Raw genomic sequence first — 16,250 nt, 5'->3', positions numbered from 1 at the left:
CATGGAGGTGATCCTGGCAAAGCGGGCCGGATTCTGTTTCGGGGTCAAGCGGGCCACCCAGATGGCCTTTGAGGCGGCCGGCAAGCATCAAAAGACCTTCACCCTCGGGCCGATCATTCATTCACCGCAAGTGGTAAAAAAACTCGAAGATATGGGTGTTGGCGTGGTGAAGGATCTGTCCGGCGTCCAGGACGGCACCGTGATTATCCGCTCCCACGGAGTCATGGCCAGCGAGTTGGATGAGGCCCATCGCAAGCAGCTTGAGGTGGTGGATGCCACCTGTCCCTTTGTCAAAAAGGCTCAGGACCATGTGAAATACCTGTCTGACGCCGGCTATGAGGTGTTGGTGGTGGGAGACGCCGATCACCCCGAGGTGCAGGGGATCGTTTCCTACGGTGATGCCAGCAGGGTATACGTGGTGGCATCGGGTGACGAGGTCAGGCAGTTGCCTAAAATGGCCAAGATGGGCGTGGTGGCCCAGACCACCCAATCCTTTGACAACCTGAAGAGCGTGGTCACCGAATGCCTGCGACGGGGGGGCGAGGTGCGGGTCTTCAATACAATCTGTGATGCCACGGCGGTTCGTCAACAGGAGGCAACCGAACTGGCCCAGCAAACGGACTGCATGGTGGTGATCGGTGGTTTCAATAGCGCTAATACCCGTCGGCTGACCGAGATCTGCACCGAGCTGCAGCCAAAGACCTATCACATCGAGACCGCTGCCGAGTTGCGACCGGCATGGTTTGTCGGGGTCAATAAGGTGGGGGTGACCGCCGGTGCTTCCACCCCCAAGTGGATCATCGACGATGTGCTGGCGCGGCTGGAAGAGATCAATAATTCACATTGAATTATCATTGAAAGTGTGTAACAGTATTTAACTCGCACTTGTTACCGGTTGGCGGTAGCAGGGGGCAAAATCAACCAGGGGGTAAGGGTCACATGACTGAGGTAAAACGGCTCAACGTAGATATGGACGAGATGGATGTTGAGCACCAGAGTAACGAATTTGCTGAACTGTTCAGCGCCAGCCTGAAGGAGCAGAAGGACCGGCCTGAGCGTGACAAAATATGGGAAGGTACGGTAGTTCGTGTTGATCCTGATACGGTGCTGGTCGACGTCGGGCGCAAGTCCGAGGGGACCGTGCCGATCAATGAGTTTAAGGACGCCGAAGGCAACATCACCGTCCAGGTGGGGGACAAGATCAAGGTTATGTCCACCCGTGATGGCGGTAACCGTCTCTCCAAGCGTCGGGCTGATCAGATGGCAGCCTGGGAAACCATCAATGAAGCCGGTGGCGAAGGCGCCATTGTTGAAGGTGTTATTGCTGCCAAGACCAACGGCGGTTTCACGGTGGCCATCGGTGGCGTGAACGCCTTCCTGCCCGCCTCCCAGGTGGATATCCGTCCCTCCGGTAACGGCGACGCCTATATCGGTTTGTCCTCCAAGTTCAAGGTGATCAGCCTGAACCAGAAGCGTGGCAACATCGTGCTCTCCCGCCGCAGTCTGCTGGAAGAGGAGCGGGCCGAGTCCCGCAAGGTCACCATGGAGAAGCTGGAAGAAGGTCAGGTTATGCAGGGTGTGGTCAAAAACCTCACCGAATACGGCGCCTTCGTTGATCTGGGCGGCGTTGATGGCCTGCTGCATGTGACCGACATCTCCTGGGGCCGCGTCAGCAAGCCGGCCGATGTCCTGACCCCCGGTCAGGAAGTAACCGTCAAGGTGCTCAAGTTCGACCGCGAGAAGGGCAAGGTGTCGGTGGGCATCAAGCAGACCCTGCCCGATCCCTGGCAGGACCTGGCAGCCCGCTACCCGGTTGGCACACGGATCTCCGGTCGCGTGGTCAGCCTGATGGAGTACGGCGCCTTTGTTGAGCTGGAAGCCGGTATTGAAGGCCTGGTGCATGTCTCTGAGATGTCCTGGACCAAGCGGGTGCGTAAGGCTGCCGACATGCTGAGTGTCGGTGACCAGGTCGATGTGGTGGTGCTGGGTGTCGACCTGCAAAACCGCAAGATATCCCTGGGCCTGAAGCAGGTCAGCGATAACCCCTGGCAGTCAATTGCAGAGCGTTATACCGTGGGTACCACACTGGAAGGCCAGATCAAGAACATGACCGATTTCGGTATGTTCATCGGTATTGAGGACGGCATCGACGGCCTGGTGCACGTTTCAGACATCTCCTGGACTAAGCGGATCAAGCATCCTGGCGACGTATATGCCAAGGGCGACCTGGTGCAGGCTGTGGTGCTGAAGGTTGACCCTCAGAACGAGCGCGTCTCGCTGGGCATCAAGCAGCTGACCCCGGATCCGTGGTCGTTGGTGCCGCAAAAATATGCTCCGGGCACCCGTCTGACCGGTAAGGTTGCCTCCACCACCGATTTCGGCGTGTTTGTCGAGATCGAGGAGGGGATTGAAGGCCTGATCCACGTTTCCGAACTGTCCCGCGAAAAGGTTCCCAGCGCCAAGGACTTTGCCCAGGTGGGTGATTCCATTGAGGCGGTGGTGCTGAGCGCCGACCCTAAGGAGCGTCGTATCTCCCTGTCGGTCAAAGGGCTGCAGGCTGCTGCTGAAAAGGCAGAGTTTGAATCCTACCTGGGTAGCCAGGGTGAAGCCACCTCCAATCTGGGCGATCTGCTCAAGAGCCGGATGGGCAAGGCCTAACACTGTCTGGGCTGCGCCAGTTGCATCGGTTGTAGTCGTTACATAAGTCAGGGGTGCGTAAGCAGCGTACCCCTGACTTTTTTGGCATTGGCGGGCATGGTGGAATTGGTAGACACAAGGGACTTAAAATCCCTCGGCCGCAAGGCTGTGCCGGTTCGACCCCGGCTGCCCGCACCACCTATAGACGCACTCGATTGGTCGGAAATGGTCTTGACGTAGCAGGCCGTTTCACCTAATGCTAACAATTCATTTTGCGAGAGTGGCGGAACTGGCAGACGCACCAGACTTAGGATCTGGCGGGCAACCGTAGGGGTTCGACTCCCCTCTCTCGCACCATTTTCCAGTAAAATCCATCCAAGTGAGGAACTCCAGATGCAGGTTCAGGTAGAAGAGATCAGCTCGGTCAAACGTAAGGTCAGTGTCGAGGTGCCGGCAGAGCGTGTCAATGCCGAGATAGAAAAGGCGTTTGCCGGTATTCAGAAAAAGGCCACCTTGTCTGGTTTTCGTAAGGGTAAGGCGCCGCTGCAGATGATCAAGAAGTTTTACCGGAATGCTATGCAGGACGAGGTGATGCGTCGTCTGTACGAGCAGACCCTGTTTCCCGCCTTGGACGAGCACAAGATCGAGCCGGTGGATGCGCCGCTGATTCAGGATATGCCGCTGGTAGAGGAGGGCACCCCCTTCAAATACGCCGCTCTGGTGGAGATCATGCCCCAGATTCTGCTCAATGAATACAGCGGGCTTGAGGTCAAGAAGGAGCGTTATGTTGCCAATAGAGCTGCGGTTGAGGCCGAGATCGAGCGGATGCGCGAGAATATGGCCCAACTGGTGCCGGTTGAAGACGCTGCTGTTGAAGAAGGTCAGGTGCTGACCGTTGACTACAGCTTCAGTGTTGCAGGTCAGCCCGCTGAGGACTCAAGTGGTCAAGGCGCCCAGGTTGAGGTGACAACCGGTCGTCTGCTGCCCGGTCTGGCTGAGGGTTTGATCGGCATGCGGATCGGTGAAACCAAGCCGATCGAGGTCACCATGCCTGAAGGAGAGGGTAACCCTGAGCTTGCTGGCAAGCAAGGCACCTTTACCGTCACGCTGAAAGAGATCAAGAAGAAGGAATTGCCGGAACTGAACGACGAATTTGCCCAGCAGTTCGGCGATTTCGAGACCATCGACGAGATGCGTACCAAACTGGCCGAGATGCGCGAACAACAGGAATTGGAGCGGATCAACACCGATCTTAAGGTGCGGGTGATTGACGCCCTGATCGCCAAGAACCCCCTTGAGGTGCCCGATTCGATGGTGCGCCGTCAGGTTGAGTTCATGCTGGAGAATATGAAACAGCGCCTGCAGAGCCAGCGCATGTCGCTGGAGATGATGGGCTTGAATGAAGAGGCCTTCAAGGCCCGTTACTGGAATGAGGCGACCCAGAAGGTAAAGGGTGGTCTACTGGTAATGGCGCTGGTGGAAAAGGAAAACATCACCGTGACCGACGAGGATCTGGAGGCACGTTACACCAAGATCGCCGCAGGCAACGAAGAGATGCTGCCCCGTATTCGCGAATTCTACGCAGCTCAGGCCAATGCGCGCAACTCGTTGGTGGCTGAATTGAAAGAAGAAAAGGCGATCGCCTTCCTGTTGGAGCAGTCGCAGCTGACCGAAGTGGACGCCGCTGAACTGACGCAGGGAAGCGAGGCCTAGAGGAGTTGAGCATGTACGTACCTATGGTGGTTGAACAATCCGGTCGTGGTGAGCGGGCCTATGATATCTATTCCCGCCTGTTGAAGGAGCGGATTGTCTTTCTGGGGGGCGAGATCAATGATCAGATGGCTGATCTGGTGATCGCCCAGCTGCTGTTTCTGGAGGCAGAGGACCCGGACAAGGATATCCACCTCTATATTAATTCGCCGGGCGGTGTGGTTACCTCCGGCATGGCGATCTTTGATACCATGCGCTACATCAAAGCGCCGGTATCTACCATCTGCATCGGTCAGGCCGCCTCCATGGGGGCGCTCTTGCTGACAGCCGGCGAGAAGGGCAAACGGTTTGCTTTGCCCCATGCGCGGATCATGATCCACCAGCCGTTGGGAGGTTTCAGCGGTCAGGCCACCGATATCAAGATTCACGCCGAAGAGATCCTGCGCATGAAGCATGAGCTGAACGGTATCCTGGCCGACCTGTCCGGCCAGCCGCTGGAGAAGGTGGAAAACGACACTGAGCGCGATTACTTCATGTCGGCGGAAGATGCCTGCGGTTATGGTCTGATCGATGCCGTTATGCAACGGAAGCCCGATGTGGGAGGTGCGCAATGAGCAGGCTCGATGGTAGTCAGGATACGCTGACCTGCTCCTTTTGCGGCAAGACCCAGGAAGAGGTCAAAAAGCTGATTGCGGGCCCGGCGGTCTACATCTGCGACGAGTGCATCGAGCTGTGTAACGACATCGTCGCAGAAGAAAGCCGCATGGAGGATGCCCTTGGTCCTGATGTAAAAAAACTGCCCAAGCCACGCGAGATCAAGGAGTTTCTCGATGAGTACGTGGTGGGACAGGAGATGGCCAAAAAGGTCCTCTCGGTGGCGGTCTACAACCACTACAAACGAATCGAGACACCCTCCAAGCCGGGCGATGTCGAGATGCAGAAGAGCAACATCCTGATTCTGGGGCCCACCGGTTCCGGTAAAACCCTGTTGGCTCAGACCCTGGCCCGCATCCTCAAGGTGCCCTTTGCCATGGCCGACGCCACCAACCTGACCGAGGCCGGTTATGTTGGCGAGGATGTAGAAAATATCATCCTATCGCTCTTGCAGGCTGCCGATTATGATGTTGAACGGGCCCAGAAGGGGATCGTCTACATCGACGAAATCGACAAGATCGCCCGCAAGGCCGATTCACCGTCCCTGACTCGTGATGTCTCCGGTGAAGGGGTGCAGCAGGCGCTGCTGAAGATTATCGAAGGAACCGTGGCCAGCATCCCCCCCAAGGGAGGCCGTAAACACCCGCAGCAGGAGTTTTTGAAGGTGGATACCACCAACATCCTGTTCATTTGCGGTGGTGCCTTTGCCGGTCTTGACGGCGTGATTCAGCAGCGGATCGGTAAGAAGACCCTCGGCTTTGGTGCCGATGTCAAAAAACGTGAAGAGAAGAAGGCCGGTGAGTTGCTGTTGCAGGTCACCCCTGAAGACCTGCTCAAATACGGTTACATACCTGAATTTATTGGCCGTCTTCCGATGCTGGCTAGCCTGACTGAGCTTGATGAAGAGGCCTTGGTACAGATCCTGACCGAGCCGAAAAATGCGTTGTCCAAGCAGTATCAGAAGCTGCTGGAGATGGAAGGGGTGCGGTTGCGTTTTTCCGACGGCGCCCTGGTGGCGATCGCCAAAGAAGCCATCAAACGCAACACCGGCGCCCGTGGTTTGCGAGCCATTTTGGAAGGTGCAATGCTTGATATCATGTATGAAATCCCGTCACAGCAGCATCTGCGGGAGGTGGTCATCAGCGAAGAAGTGATCTATCGCAAAGAGCGGCCGTTGTTGGTCTACGACCAGACGACCACCCCTGCGGCGGCGTAAAACCTGAAAAAGTGCTTGACACTGTCAAACACCATCTGGTAAAGACGACAACGCTTCACAACTTCTCTTTACATATTTCAGGAGGTGTCACGTGACGAAAGCTGAACTGATTACCGCTGTTGCTGAGAAAGCCGGTTTGAAGAAGGTAGAAGCAGAGAAGGCCGTTTCCGCCTTTATCGCAACCGTAACTGGTGCACTCAAGAAAGGTGACAAGCTGAGCCTGGTTGGCTTCGGTACGTTCAGCACCACCAAGCGTGCTGCCCGTAAGGGTCAGAACCCCCAGACTGGCAAGAAGATCACCATTGCTGCAGCAACCGTGCCCAAGTTCAAGCCGGGCAAGACCCTGAAGGAAGCGGTAAACAAGAAGTAATCAGCGCGTCACCTGTTTGTTGCGCACAGAATAACGTCTGTTGGGGCAGTAGCTCAGTCGGTTAGAGTGCCGGCCTGTCACGCCGGAGGTCGCGGGTTCGAGCCCCGTCTGCCCCGCCATTTTTTAGATTAGCAGTAAATGGGTGAATAGCTCAGCTGGGAGAGCGCCAGCCTTACAAGCTGGATGTCGGGGGTTCGATCCCCTCTTCACCCACCAATAGAGCAGGGAGGGAAAAGGTCACTTTTCCCTTTTTTCTCGAAAAAGCATCAGCCGAACATAAGCAGCACGTATGGGGTTGTAGCTCAGTTGGTTAGAGTGCCGGCCTGTCACGCCGGAGGTCGCGGGTTCGAGCCCCGTCAACCCCGCCATTATCAACCAAAGAGGGCGTTTGTCGGCGCCCTCTTTTTTCGTCTTACACTGTCCAGATCGTGAGCGCCATGGACACAGCCTACGTTGTCATACCCACCTATAACGAACGGGACAATCTGCGCCCGTTGACCGAACGTATCCTCAGCCAGCACCAATCGCTGCGTATCCTGATCGTTGACGACAACTCCCCCGATGGCACCGGCCAACTGGCAGATGAACTGGCTCGGGAAGACAGCCGCATTCAGGTGCTGCATCGTCCCGGCAAGCTGGGGCTAGGGTCAGCCTACCGGGAAGGGTTCCGTAGGGCCCTGGACCTGGGAGCCAACTATCTGATCGAGATGGATGCCGATTTTTCTCACGACCCGGCTGTACTGCCCCTGTTTCTCGAAAAGATCGCCGAGTACGATCTGGTAATCGGCTCCCGCTACATCAATGGCATCAGCGTGGTCAACTGGCCTCTGCGCCGTTTGATGCTGAGTTATGGTGCCAACGTTTACACCCGGCTGATCACAGGCCTTACCATCATGGACTGCACCAGCGGCTTCAAATGTTTTCGTCGCAGCCTGCTGGAGCGGATCGACCTTGATCGCATCACCTCCGACGGTTATTCCTTTCAGATCGAGATGCATTTCCGCTGCGCTGAGCTGGGTGCCCGCATCTGCGAGCTGCCGATCATCTTCATCGATCGTCGGGTTGGCCAGTCCAAGATGTCAAAGCGGATTGTGCGGGAGGCGGTGTTGATGGTCTGGAAGCTGAAGCTGGACAGCCTGATCCGTCAACTTTTGGGCAGGAAACGTTAGCATGTCAATGCAGACTTGGTCGCTGCTGGTTGTTGTTTGCTTCTGGTGCTGGGCTGCGGCGCTGGGGCTCTTTATCGCACGGGCCTTCCCCATAGGCCGAGGCTTTGATGCCCGTCAGGCTACGTTGTGGGGAGGGCTGGCGCTGTTCTTCGCTAGCTGCTGGGCCTTTGGTTGTACCATGGCCTGATGCCAGCCTTGTACAGGTTAGGGTTGTTATTCGCTGCTTGAAATGGTAGAGCCTTGTATAGCCTGCCGTAGCTGATCAAGCGGCAGCAATCCATGCTTCGTACCTGGTGATGACCCATGATTCAATTCCATTCCGTTTCGCTTGCCTACCAAAAAGATGCCACTGCATTGCAGAACATCAGCTGCAAGATAGCCAAGGGAGAGTTTGTCTTTTTGACCGGTCCGTCCGGCGCCGGCAAAACCACTCTGTTGCGGCTGATCTATGGCGCCCTTACCCCCACCCGTGGTCAGGTGTTGATCGATGGCCAGAACATCAGCCGTTTTAGCCGTTCGCAACTGCCGTTTCTGCGGCGTACCATCGGGGTGGTATTTCAGGATTTCAAACTGTTGCCCAATCGCACGGTGTTTGAAAACGTTGCCATTACGCTGGAAGTGCTGGGCTGGGACCGTAACGACATCAGCAAGCGGGTGATGCATATCCTGCGACAGATGGGGATGGAGTCCAAGATTCACTTGACGCCCCAGCGTCTGTCCGGCGGCGAGCAACAGCGGGTAGCCTTGGCACGGGCTTTGGTCAACAGTCCGAAGATACTGCTGGCCGACGAGCCCACCGGCAACCTTGATGATGCCAACAAACAGCAGATCATGAACATCTTCAAGGATGCCAATGTGATGGGTACCACCGTGGTGGTGGCCACCCATGATCGACGTCTGATCGAGCAGGCCCATTACCGTACCATCCGGCTGCAGGGTGGCGAACTGGCGCCAGACAAGGAGGTGGCTGATGCGGTCGTCTCGTAACGTCATCAAGCGACCCACCATGTCCCACCAAGGGGCTGGCGGACGGTTACGGTACTTTGTTGGCCGGGCCCTATCCAATATCCGGCAGAATATGTTTGTCAACGTTGTCACCATCGGCACCATTACCGTTGCCTTGCTGATTGTGGCCCTGTTCATGCTGCTGGTGGTCAACCTTGAAAACGCCGCTGAATCCTGGAGCGAGCGGGTGCAGGTCACGGTCTATTTCGACAATGACCTGGCCCCCCAGGAGCAGATTGACCTTGGTAACCGGATTCAAGCCTTGTCCGGGACAGCCAAGGTGAAGTGGGTCGGGCGCGAAGAGGCGTTGCAACGGTTCAAAGGGCGTCTGCGGGGGCAGGAGACCTTGCTTGAAGGGGTGCGTCCCGAGATTCTGCCCACCTCTTTTGAGATTACCCTCAAGAAGGGCAGTCGTAGCAGCGAGGCGGTGGATGCCTATGTCAGCCGTCTGCGTGGCGTGCCGGGCATTGGCGAGATCCAGTATGGCGAAGAGTGGGTGCGTCGTTTTAACACCTTTCTGACCTTCATGCGGCTGGTGGGGGCGCTGGTGGGCAGCTTTCTGCTGGTGGCGGTAATTTTTATCATCTCCAACACCATCCGTTTGACGGTCTATGCACGGCGGGATGAGCTGGAGGTCATGTCGCTGGTGGGGGCCACCCGCCTGTTCATCAAGATGCCGTTCCTGATCGAGGGCTTGTTGCAGGGGCTGGCTGGCGGTCTGCTGTCACTGGGCCTGATTGTGGCGATGTACCAGCTGTTTCTGCATAATGCTGGCAATTTCCTGAGTTTCAATCCGGCCACCTCCGGCCTGGCCTTCCTGCCGCTTGAGTTTATGCTGGGCCTGGTGCTGGCCGGCGCCCTACTGGGATTTGTGGGTAGCATTACCTCGCTGCGGCGTTTCATGGCGGACAGTTAGGCCTTATGCTGCGTTCCGCGCTGATCATACTTCCTCTGCTGATGTTGTTGACAGGCGTCGTACTGGCCAGCTCGCCCCAGGACGAACTGCGTGGGGTGCGGCGCGAGATCCGAGAAAAACAGACTCTGCTCAAAAAAACCAAAAAGGTTGAGGCGGCCGTATCGCAGGAACTGCAGGAGATACTGAAAAACCTTGAGCGTAAGGAAGCCGAGCTCAAACAGCTCGATCGTGACCTGACCACGGTTGAAGGGGCCATCAGCCGCACCCAGCAGGAGGTTGCGCAGGTCACCGAAGAGGCACAGCTTAAGCAGCGTCAGATCGAGCGGCGTCTTACGGCACTCTATAAGGCCGGCGAGCTGGGTGCCGTGCGGATGTTCTTTTCAGCCGAAAGTTTTCCGCAGATGGCCGAAAACATCCGTTATATGCGCTCGGTGCTTGAGCATGACAAGCGGATTTTTGCTGAATATAACCAGAAGCTTGAAGAGTTGCGCCAGCTGAAGACACGGCTTGAAAAGGACGCCTCGCGCAAGGAACGGCTCAAAGGGACCATCGCCTCCAAGAAGCAGGAGATCGAACAGGAAAAGCAGAGAAAGGCCAGCTACCTCTCCAAGGTACAGGGGGATCGCAAGTCCTACGAACAGTCGATCAAGGTGCTGCAAGCCAATGCGGCCCGGCTGCAGAACATGATGGAGCGGCTGGAGGCCGAGAGCCGACGCCGGGCCTTCCAGAAGCAGGCGAAACCCGGCAGCCGCAAGCTGCCTCCTGAGCTGCCGCCGGTTCCTGACCGCGGTTTCGCCTCCCAGAAGGGGCGTATGCCGATGCCGGTACGGGGCGAGGTGGTGGAGGGTTTTGGCAAGCACAAACACCCAGAGTTTAATTCCTACACCTTCACCAAGGGAATTTTTATAGCGGCAGCTGCCGGTGCCGAGATCAAGGCGATTTATGAGGGAACAGTCATCTTTGCCGACTACTTCAAGGGCTACGGCAACATGGTGATTGTTGACCATGGTGGCGGCTATTTTACCCTGTATGCCCATGCCAGCCGGATTTCCCGCAAGGTGGGCAGTGAGGTCAAACGGGGTGACACCCTGGCCCTGGTGGGTGATGTTGATTCAACCCGTGGCCCGGTGCTCTACTTTGAAGTCAGGCATCAGGGTAAACCTCAAGACCCGTCGGGCTGGGTGCGCTAGGGGTGAAAAAAATCGTTTCTTGAGAGTAGTTGTTGTAGTATAGGAAATCAGTATTGTTTCACGATCAAGCGGAGGATGAAACGCGCATGCAGAAGCCTGGCAGAACCAAAAAGGTGGCCCTTGGATTTATGGTGGTGGCAATTGCCCTGATCACCTTTATCGGTATCAGCACGCAACGTCGCTGTAACGCCCAAGGCGGCAACGATTACGAATATATCGGTTTGTTCACCGATGTGATGACCATCGTCAAGAAGAACTACGTGGAAGAGGTAGATTCCAAGAAACTGATTTACGGCGCCATCAACGGCATGCTGGCGGCCCTTGATCCCCACAGCTCCTTCATGACCCCCGACACCTTCAAGGAGATGAAGATCGATACCAAGGGCGCCTTTGGTGGCCTGGGTATCGAGATCAGCATCAAGGACGGCATCCTGACGGTTATTTCACCGATTGAGGACACCCCGGCGCAACGGGCCGGTATCAAGGCCGGTGACCAGATTATCAAGATCGATGATCGCTTTACCAAAGACCTTTCGATCACCGACGCGGTCAAGCGGATGCGCGGCCCCAAGGGCACCAAGGTGGTGCTGACCATCATGCGGGAAGGTTTTGACCGCCCTAAAGAGTTTCCGCTGCTGCGCGATATCATCCAGGTCAAGAGCGTCAAGTCGCGTCTGTTTGACGGCGGGTACGGTTACGTGCGGGTGGCCCAGTTCCAGGAGCGGACCGATGAGGACTTTGCCAAGGCCTTGAAGAGTCTGGTGGACGAAAATAAGGGCAAACCGCTGGCTGGCCTGGTGCTGGACCTGCGCAACGATCCCGGCGGGCTGCTGGATCAGGCAGTCAAGATTTCCGACCATTTTGTGGAGAACGGCAAGCTGATCGTCTACACCGCTGGTCGTGAAAAAGAATCCAAGATGCAGTTTGTTGCCAGCAACCGCAGCAAGGAGCCCGGTTATCCGATTGTAGTGCTGATCAACGCCGGCAGCGCCAGCGCCTCCGAGATCGTGGCAGGAGCCCTGCAGGATCATAAGCGTGGCATCGTGATGGGCACCCAGAGCTTCGGCAAGGGCTCGGTGCAGACCATCATCCCGCTTTCCGATGATTCCGGTCTGCGTCTGACCACGGCCCGCTACTATACCCCGCTTGGGCGCTCGATTCAGGCCAAGGGGATCACCCCGGATATTGTGGTGGAGCAGGTGGAGCTGCCCAAGGAGCCGACCAAACGGGAGATGATGTTCGTACGTGAAAAGGACCTTGAAAACCATTTTGAAGGCGACGGCAGCACCGCAGATAAGCCTGCAGACAAGCAGGACGAGCCCAAGGAGAAGGACAAGAAGCCCCTTGATCCCCTCAAGGTTGACTACCAGCTGATGCGGGCCGTGGATCTGCTCAAGAGTTGGGACATCCTCAAGACCCTGGGTTCGGTGAACAAGTAGATGGCACAGAAGCCACGCCAGCCCCGCACTAATCGCTACAAAAAACAGAACGGCAAGGGCCTCACCGCCCTTGCCGTTTTCCTTGTGCTGCTATTGGCCCTGCTGGTGGGGGGCTACTATTTCTTTGCCTGGCAGCAGCAGGAAGAGGTGTTTAAGCCGCAACAACACGCTGCTCCTGCTATACCGCACGTTGCGCCGCCGGCCTCACCCGTTCCGGTTGATGCGCTGCCGAACAAGGAACCAGGGCCTGATTGGGAACACTACACCGACGATACCCCCCGGCCTGCTATAAAGCTGCCACCCGCGCAGCAGCCGTTGTCGGCAGGCAAGGCCGAGCTGGCCATCATTGTGGATGATATGGGCAGTTCGCTCCAGGAATTGCGCCGTCTGCTAGCCATCGGGGTGCCGCTTACCCTGGCGGTGATCCCCGGTCTGCGCCATGACCGTGAGGTGGCAGCCCTAGCCGACAGCCAGGGGGCCGAGGTGATGCTGCACCTACCGATGCAGTCCAAGGAATATCCGCGCCGACGACTGGAGGCCAATGGTCTGTTGCTGAGTTACGATCAGGCAAAGCTGCAGCAGCTGGTGGAAGGCTATTTTACCCAGGTTCCCCAAGCCAAGGGAGCTAACAACCATATGGGCTCAGCCTTCACCGAAGACGAACCGCAGATGCGCGCTGTGCTGTCACTGCTCAGTCAGCGGGGTCTGTTCTTTGTGGACAGTGTCACCACACCAGCGTCGGTGGGTTCTCGGCTGGCCGCCGAACTGGGGATGAAGAGCGCGCGGCGGGATGTGTTTCTGGATAACGAACAGCAGGAAGCCTATATCATGGGTCAGTTGAGCACGGCGGTTAACCGCGCCCGCAAGACCGGCCGGGCGATCGCCATCTGCCATCCCCATCCCGTAACCATCGCCACCCTGGCCAAGGCCTTGCCAACCCTGCAGCAGCAAGGCATTACCCTGGTATACGCCTCACGACTGGTCCGTTAGGCATCCAGCAGCGTACCGATCCTTCGGTGCAGTTCCTGCAGCTGGCGGTAGCGCGGTTCCTGCAGCACCTGCTGGGGATGTTCCTCATCCACCGGATGCACCGCCAGCCAGCTGTTGCGTAATCCCCCGTCGTAGCCCGCCAGTGATTCGTTCAACAGCAGGTACAGCTGATCCCGCACACCGTCAAATAGGCCTTCGCTGAAACCGGTCAGAGAAACCGTCCGCTCCAGGAGCGCTGAGCCATGCTGATCAAGCTGCATAAAGCGCAGCCGGTACCCACCGTCGTCATCCGCGCTGGGCAGAAAAACCGCCACCGATTCCCGGGCGCTTTCCCGGATCATCTGCAGCGACAGGGCGTGGACCTCGCTGTTGACCGGCAGGTGATAGAGGGTGTTGCAGAGCAGGGTTACAAAACAGTCGCTGTGTAGAAAACCACGGCTGGTGCGGTCGCCAGATTCATAGAAAAACCCCTTGGCGGTCGGGCCATCCAATGATGCGCCGCAGATCACGCAGTGGGCCGGAATCCCTTCCAGTCGGGCCAGAAAGGCCTCCTTCTTCTGGCTTTCCTGTTCTTTCAGCCAACGGTGGTAGAGATAGGCGCGTGGTTCAGGGGTGGCATCGTAACTGGTCAGGATATCCTGGGCCAGTTCGCTGAACTGGCCATGCACCTCGGTGTCGCGGGCATGGCCAAGAATCGGGTAGATCTTGCCGTCCGGATTGGTGTTGAGGCTTTCCACCTTGGGGCTCTTGGAGATATAGGTCTCCAGGCAGCGGTAGCCGCGGTTGATGGCAAAGGCCTTCAGCAGGGTGCGCTGATCCTTGAAAATGCCGTCGTATTTGATCCGGTTGTCGATCAGGCAGGGGATCAGCGACAGCGATTTTTTGTCAATGCCGCGCTGGTCGAACAGGGCGAAGATATGCTTGCAGTTTTCCAGGCTGGGCATGTCCTTGACCGGTATCAGCACCCGGTCGGCGGCGTAGAGCGCGTTCTGGGTCAGGATGTTCAGGTCGGGCCGGGTGTCGATCACCACGATCCCCGACAGCCCTGATTCCGCCATCATGCGGCAGAGCGCCATCGGCCCCTTAAACTCAGGATACAGCTCGGTCAGGTGGTTGGAGGAGGGGATGTACTGCACGCCATAGTGCCCCTGCAGCACCAGTTCCGTAGCCGGCACACCGTTCAGCAACTCCTGCACCGTGCCGTGCTGCTGCTGTCCCTTCAGTTCGAACATCTTGTCCACCGTAAAGTGGTTGTCGAAGGAGAGGATGGTCACCATCAGCTCCGGCTGCATCGCCTTGAGGTAGATCGCCAGGTTGGTGGCCAGGGTGGTCTTGCCGACGCCGCCCTTTTCGGACGAGATGGTCAGGATAAACGGGAAGGTGTGCATGGCGCGCATCATAGGCAAAAGCAGCACCCCGGTCAACCTTGCTGTGAACGGCCGGTTTGACCGCGCTACGGCGCTGTGCTAGGGTGCCGCCATGGACCTTTTTGGCGACCGGACCATCATCAGCGTTTCACGCTTCACCTCTTTGCTGAAGGACGTGCTGGAGGAGAACTTCAGCCACGTCTGGCTGGAGGGTGAGCTGTCCAACCTTTCCCAGCCCGCCTCGGGGCATCTCTACTTCACCCTCAAGGACAGCGGCGCCATGCTGCGCTGCGTCATGTTCCGCAGCAGCGCCAAGGCGCTCAAGTTCCGCCTGCAGGAAGGCCAGTCACTGATCGTGCGGGGCAGGGTCTCGGTCTACGACCAGCGGGGCGAGTACCAGCTGATCTGCGAATATCTGGAACCCCAGGGCGCCGGCGCCCTGCAACTGGCCTTCATGCAACTGAAGGAGCGCCTGGCCGCGGAAGGGCTGTTTGACGAGGCCCACAAACGGCCCTTGCCGGTCATGCCGCGCCGGGTGGGGGTGGTCACCTCCGCCAGTGGCGCCGCTATCCATGACATCCTGAATGTGCTTGGTCGCCGTTTTGCGGCGCTGGAGGTACTGCTGTATCCGGTGCGGGTGCAGGGAGAAGGGGCTGGGGCTGAGATCGCGCAGGCCATTGATGACCTGAACCGGCTGCAGGCGGCCGATGTGCTGATTGTGGGGCGGGGTGGTGGCTCGCTGGAGGACCTGTGGGCCTTCAACGAGGAGGCTGTCGCCCGGGCGGTGGTCCGCTCCCGGATTCCGGTCATCTCGTCCGTTGGCCATGAAACCGACTGGACCATCTGCGATTTTGTGGCCGACCTGCGTGCGCCGACCCCTTCGGCGGCGGCGGAGCTGGTTTGCGCCAGCAGTGAAGAACTGTTGCAGCGGCTGGAAAGTTTGCAGCACCGCTTGCAGCAAGCCCTACAGGGACAGTTGGCTTTGCTGCAGCGTCGCCTGGAAGGACTTGGCCGTGCCCTGCACGATCCGAGTCTGCTGCTGGGACACCTGGGGCAGCGGGTGGATGACCTGTCCGAGCGGCTGGATAACGGGCTGCGTAACCTGCTGGCCCGGCGGCGGGAGCAGCTGGCCCGGCTGGAACAGGGCCTGGCCGGTCAGCACCCTTCAGTCCGGGTCGCCGCACTGCGGCAACAGCTGCAGCTGCTTTCGGAACGGGCCGAACGCCGGGTAACGGCGCTGCTTGATCATCTGGGCAGGGAACAGGGTGAGGCGATCGCCCGTCTGGATACACTGTCGCCGCTGCAGACCCTGGCGCGGGGCTACAGCGTGGCTGAATCCGTGAGCGACGGCAGGGTGGTGCGTGCGAGTGATCAGCTTACGGTGGGGCAGCAGTTGCGCCTGAGGCTGGCGCGGGGTGGGGCACTCTGCCGGGTGGAGCAAACGTCAACTTGATGGCGTGCATTCTCTTTGTCACACATCGAAATCTTTTAACGCAAAGGCCCGAAGACGCTATGTAGCCCTGAAGGCAATCAGGTGTCATGTGTAAAGGCCGTTCTCTGCGTCTTTGCGCCCTGTCTTTGTAGCTT

General features: G+C 57.9%; 14 protein-coding genes, 5 tRNA genes and 1 pseudogene. 19 read left to right on the top strand and 1 reads right to left on the bottom strand.

Annotation, left to right across the window (positions count from 1 at the left end):
- Window position 1: 1 nt before the first annotated feature.
- The 18 genes and pseudogenes from ispH (at window position 2) to RBQ93_RS07190 (ending at window position 13,296) form a co-directional block, all read left to right on the top strand.
- Window positions 2-847 (top strand): 4-hydroxy-3-methylbut-2-enyl diphosphate reductase, encoded by an 846-nt coding sequence (gene ispH, locus RBQ93_RS07275; RefSeq protein ID WP_320371440.1) that lies wholly within the window; start codon window positions 2-4, stop codon window positions 845-847.
- A gap of 92 nt (window positions 848-939) precedes the next feature.
- Complete coding sequence (locus RBQ93_RS07270) at window positions 940-2,658, top strand: 30S ribosomal protein S1 (protein ID WP_320371439.1); 1,719 nt, start codon at window positions 940-942, stop codon at window positions 2,656-2,658.
- A gap of 90 nt (window positions 2,659-2,748) precedes the next feature.
- A tRNA-Leu gene (locus RBQ93_RS07265) sits at window positions 2,749-2,835 on the top strand.
- 76 nt (window positions 2,836-2,911) lie between these two features.
- A tRNA-Leu gene (locus RBQ93_RS07260) sits at window positions 2,912-2,994 on the top strand.
- A gap of 36 nt (window positions 2,995-3,030) precedes the next feature.
- A complete protein-coding gene (gene tig, locus RBQ93_RS07255) occupies window positions 3,031-4,350 on the top strand; it encodes a trigger factor (protein WP_320371438.1) in 1,320 nt (439 codons plus the stop codon).
- Window positions 4,351-4,361: 11 nt separating this feature from the next.
- The gene (gene clpP, locus RBQ93_RS07250) at window positions 4,362-4,961 is read left to right on the top strand and encodes an ATP-dependent Clp endopeptidase proteolytic subunit ClpP (RefSeq protein ID WP_320371437.1); all 600 of its coding nucleotides are present in this window, start codon (window positions 4,362-4,364) and stop codon (window positions 4,959-4,961) included.
- Entirely contained in the window at window positions 4,958-6,217 is a 1,260-nt protein-coding gene (gene clpX / locus RBQ93_RS07245; protein WP_320371436.1) for an ATP-dependent Clp protease ATP-binding subunit ClpX, read from the top strand. The genes clpP and clpX overlap by 4 nt, the downstream gene beginning before the upstream one ends.
- A 49-nt stretch (window positions 6,218-6,266) precedes the next feature.
- Window positions 6,267-6,587: pseudogene (locus RBQ93_RS07240) on the top strand (HU family DNA-binding protein); the annotation flags it as partial.
- Window positions 6,588-6,629: 42 nt separating this feature from the next.
- Window positions 6,630-6,706, top strand: a tRNA-Asp gene (locus RBQ93_RS07235).
- A 21-nt stretch (window positions 6,707-6,727) separates the two neighbouring features.
- Window positions 6,728-6,803 (top strand) — tRNA-Val (locus tag RBQ93_RS07230).
- 75 nt (window positions 6,804-6,878) lie between these two features.
- Window positions 6,879-6,955, top strand: a tRNA-Asp gene (locus tag RBQ93_RS07225).
- A gap of 69 nt (window positions 6,956-7,024) precedes the next feature.
- Complete coding sequence (locus RBQ93_RS07220; RefSeq protein WP_320371435.1) at window positions 7,025-7,756, top strand: polyprenol monophosphomannose synthase; 732 nt, start codon at window positions 7,025-7,027, stop codon at window positions 7,754-7,756.
- A gap of 1 nt (window position 7,757) precedes the next feature.
- Window positions 7,758-7,943 carry a hypothetical protein gene (locus RBQ93_RS07215; protein ID WP_320371434.1) on the top strand — a complete coding sequence of 62 codons (186 nt, stop codon included), beginning with the start codon at window positions 7,758-7,760 and terminating at the stop codon, window positions 7,941-7,943.
- A gap of 116 nt (window positions 7,944-8,059) precedes the next feature.
- Window positions 8,060-8,743 (top strand): cell division ATP-binding protein FtsE, encoded by a 684-nt coding sequence (ftsE, locus tag RBQ93_RS07210; protein WP_320371433.1) that lies wholly within the window; start codon window positions 8,060-8,062, stop codon window positions 8,741-8,743.
- Entirely contained in the window at window positions 8,727-9,677 is a 951-nt protein-coding gene (ftsX, locus tag RBQ93_RS07205) for a permease-like cell division protein FtsX (RefSeq protein ID WP_320371432.1), read from the top strand. Before ftsE ends, ftsX begins: the two co-directional genes overlap by 17 nt.
- Before the next feature lie 5 nt (window positions 9,678-9,682).
- A complete protein-coding gene (locus RBQ93_RS07200; protein WP_320371431.1) occupies window positions 9,683-10,867 on the top strand; it encodes a murein hydrolase activator EnvC family protein in 1,185 nt (394 codons plus the stop codon).
- Between the two features lie 86 nt (window positions 10,868-10,953).
- Window positions 10,954-12,306 carry a S41 family peptidase gene (locus tag RBQ93_RS07195; RefSeq protein ID WP_320371430.1) on the top strand — a complete coding sequence of 451 codons (1,353 nt, stop codon included), beginning with the start codon at window positions 10,954-10,956 and terminating at the stop codon, window positions 12,304-12,306.
- The gene (locus tag RBQ93_RS07190; RefSeq protein ID WP_320371429.1) at window positions 12,307-13,296 is read left to right on the top strand and encodes a divergent polysaccharide deacetylase family protein; all 990 of its coding nucleotides are present in this window, start codon (window positions 12,307-12,309) and stop codon (window positions 13,294-13,296) included.
- On the opposite strand, the gene RBQ93_RS07185 is transcribed toward RBQ93_RS07190, so the two are convergent.
- Window positions 13,293-14,696: a ParA family protein gene (locus RBQ93_RS07185; protein ID WP_320371428.1), complete on the bottom strand. Its 1,404-nt coding sequence runs from the start codon at window positions 14,694-14,696 to the stop codon at window positions 13,293-13,295. The genes RBQ93_RS07190 and RBQ93_RS07185 overlap by 4 nt on opposite strands.
- Window positions 14,697-14,775: 79 nt before the next feature.
- On the opposite strand from RBQ93_RS07185, the gene xseA reads away from it, so the two are divergent.
- Window positions 14,776-16,116 carry an exodeoxyribonuclease VII large subunit gene (gene xseA, locus RBQ93_RS07180; RefSeq protein ID WP_320371427.1) on the top strand — a complete coding sequence of 447 codons (1,341 nt, stop codon included), beginning with the start codon at window positions 14,776-14,778 and terminating at the stop codon, window positions 16,114-16,116.
- Window positions 16,117-16,250 lie beyond the last annotated feature (134 nt).

Source organism: Trichlorobacter sp., assembly GCF_034008105.1.
Taxonomy (GTDB): Bacteria; Desulfobacterota; Desulfuromonadia; order Geobacterales; family Pseudopelobacteraceae; genus Trichlorobacter.
This window is presented reverse-complemented; position numbering and strand designations above follow the sequence as displayed.

Bases quoted from the DNA above. Each gene is read 5' to 3' on its own strand.
- ispH (WP_320371440.1), top strand. From the start codon at position 2: ATGGAGGTGATCCTGGCAAAGCGGGCCGGATTCTGTTTCGGGGTCAAG.
- RBQ93_RS07270 (WP_320371439.1), top strand. From the start codon at position 940: ATGACTGAGGTAAAACGGCTCAACGTAGATATGGACGAGATGGATGTT.
- tig (WP_320371438.1), top strand. From the start codon at position 3,031: ATGCAGGTTCAGGTAGAAGAGATCAGCTCGGTCAAACGTAAGGTCAGT.
- clpP (WP_320371437.1), top strand. From the start codon at position 4,362: ATGTACGTACCTATGGTGGTTGAACAATCCGGTCGTGGTGAGCGGGCC.
- clpX (WP_320371436.1), top strand. From the start codon at position 4,958: ATGAGCAGGCTCGATGGTAGTCAGGATACGCTGACCTGCTCCTTTTGC.
- RBQ93_RS07220 (WP_320371435.1), top strand. From the start codon at position 7,025: ATGGACACAGCCTACGTTGTCATACCCACCTATAACGAACGGGACAAT.
- RBQ93_RS07215 (WP_320371434.1), top strand. From the start codon at position 7,758: ATGTCAATGCAGACTTGGTCGCTGCTGGTTGTTGTTTGCTTCTGGTGC.
- ftsE (WP_320371433.1), top strand. From the start codon at position 8,060: ATGATTCAATTCCATTCCGTTTCGCTTGCCTACCAAAAAGATGCCACT.
- ftsX (WP_320371432.1), top strand. From the start codon at position 8,727: ATGCGGTCGTCTCGTAACGTCATCAAGCGACCCACCATGTCCCACCAA.
- RBQ93_RS07200 (WP_320371431.1), top strand. From the start codon at position 9,683: ATGCTGCGTTCCGCGCTGATCATACTTCCTCTGCTGATGTTGTTGACA.
- RBQ93_RS07195 (WP_320371430.1), top strand. From the start codon at position 10,954: ATGCAGAAGCCTGGCAGAACCAAAAAGGTGGCCCTTGGATTTATGGTG.
- RBQ93_RS07190 (WP_320371429.1), top strand. From the start codon at position 12,307: ATGGCACAGAAGCCACGCCAGCCCCGCACTAATCGCTACAAAAAACAG.
- RBQ93_RS07185 (WP_320371428.1), bottom strand. From the start codon at position 14,696: ATGATGCGCGCCATGCACACCTTCCCGTTTATCCTGACCATCTCGTCC.
- xseA (WP_320371427.1), top strand. From the start codon at position 14,776: ATGGACCTTTTTGGCGACCGGACCATCATCAGCGTTTCACGCTTCACC.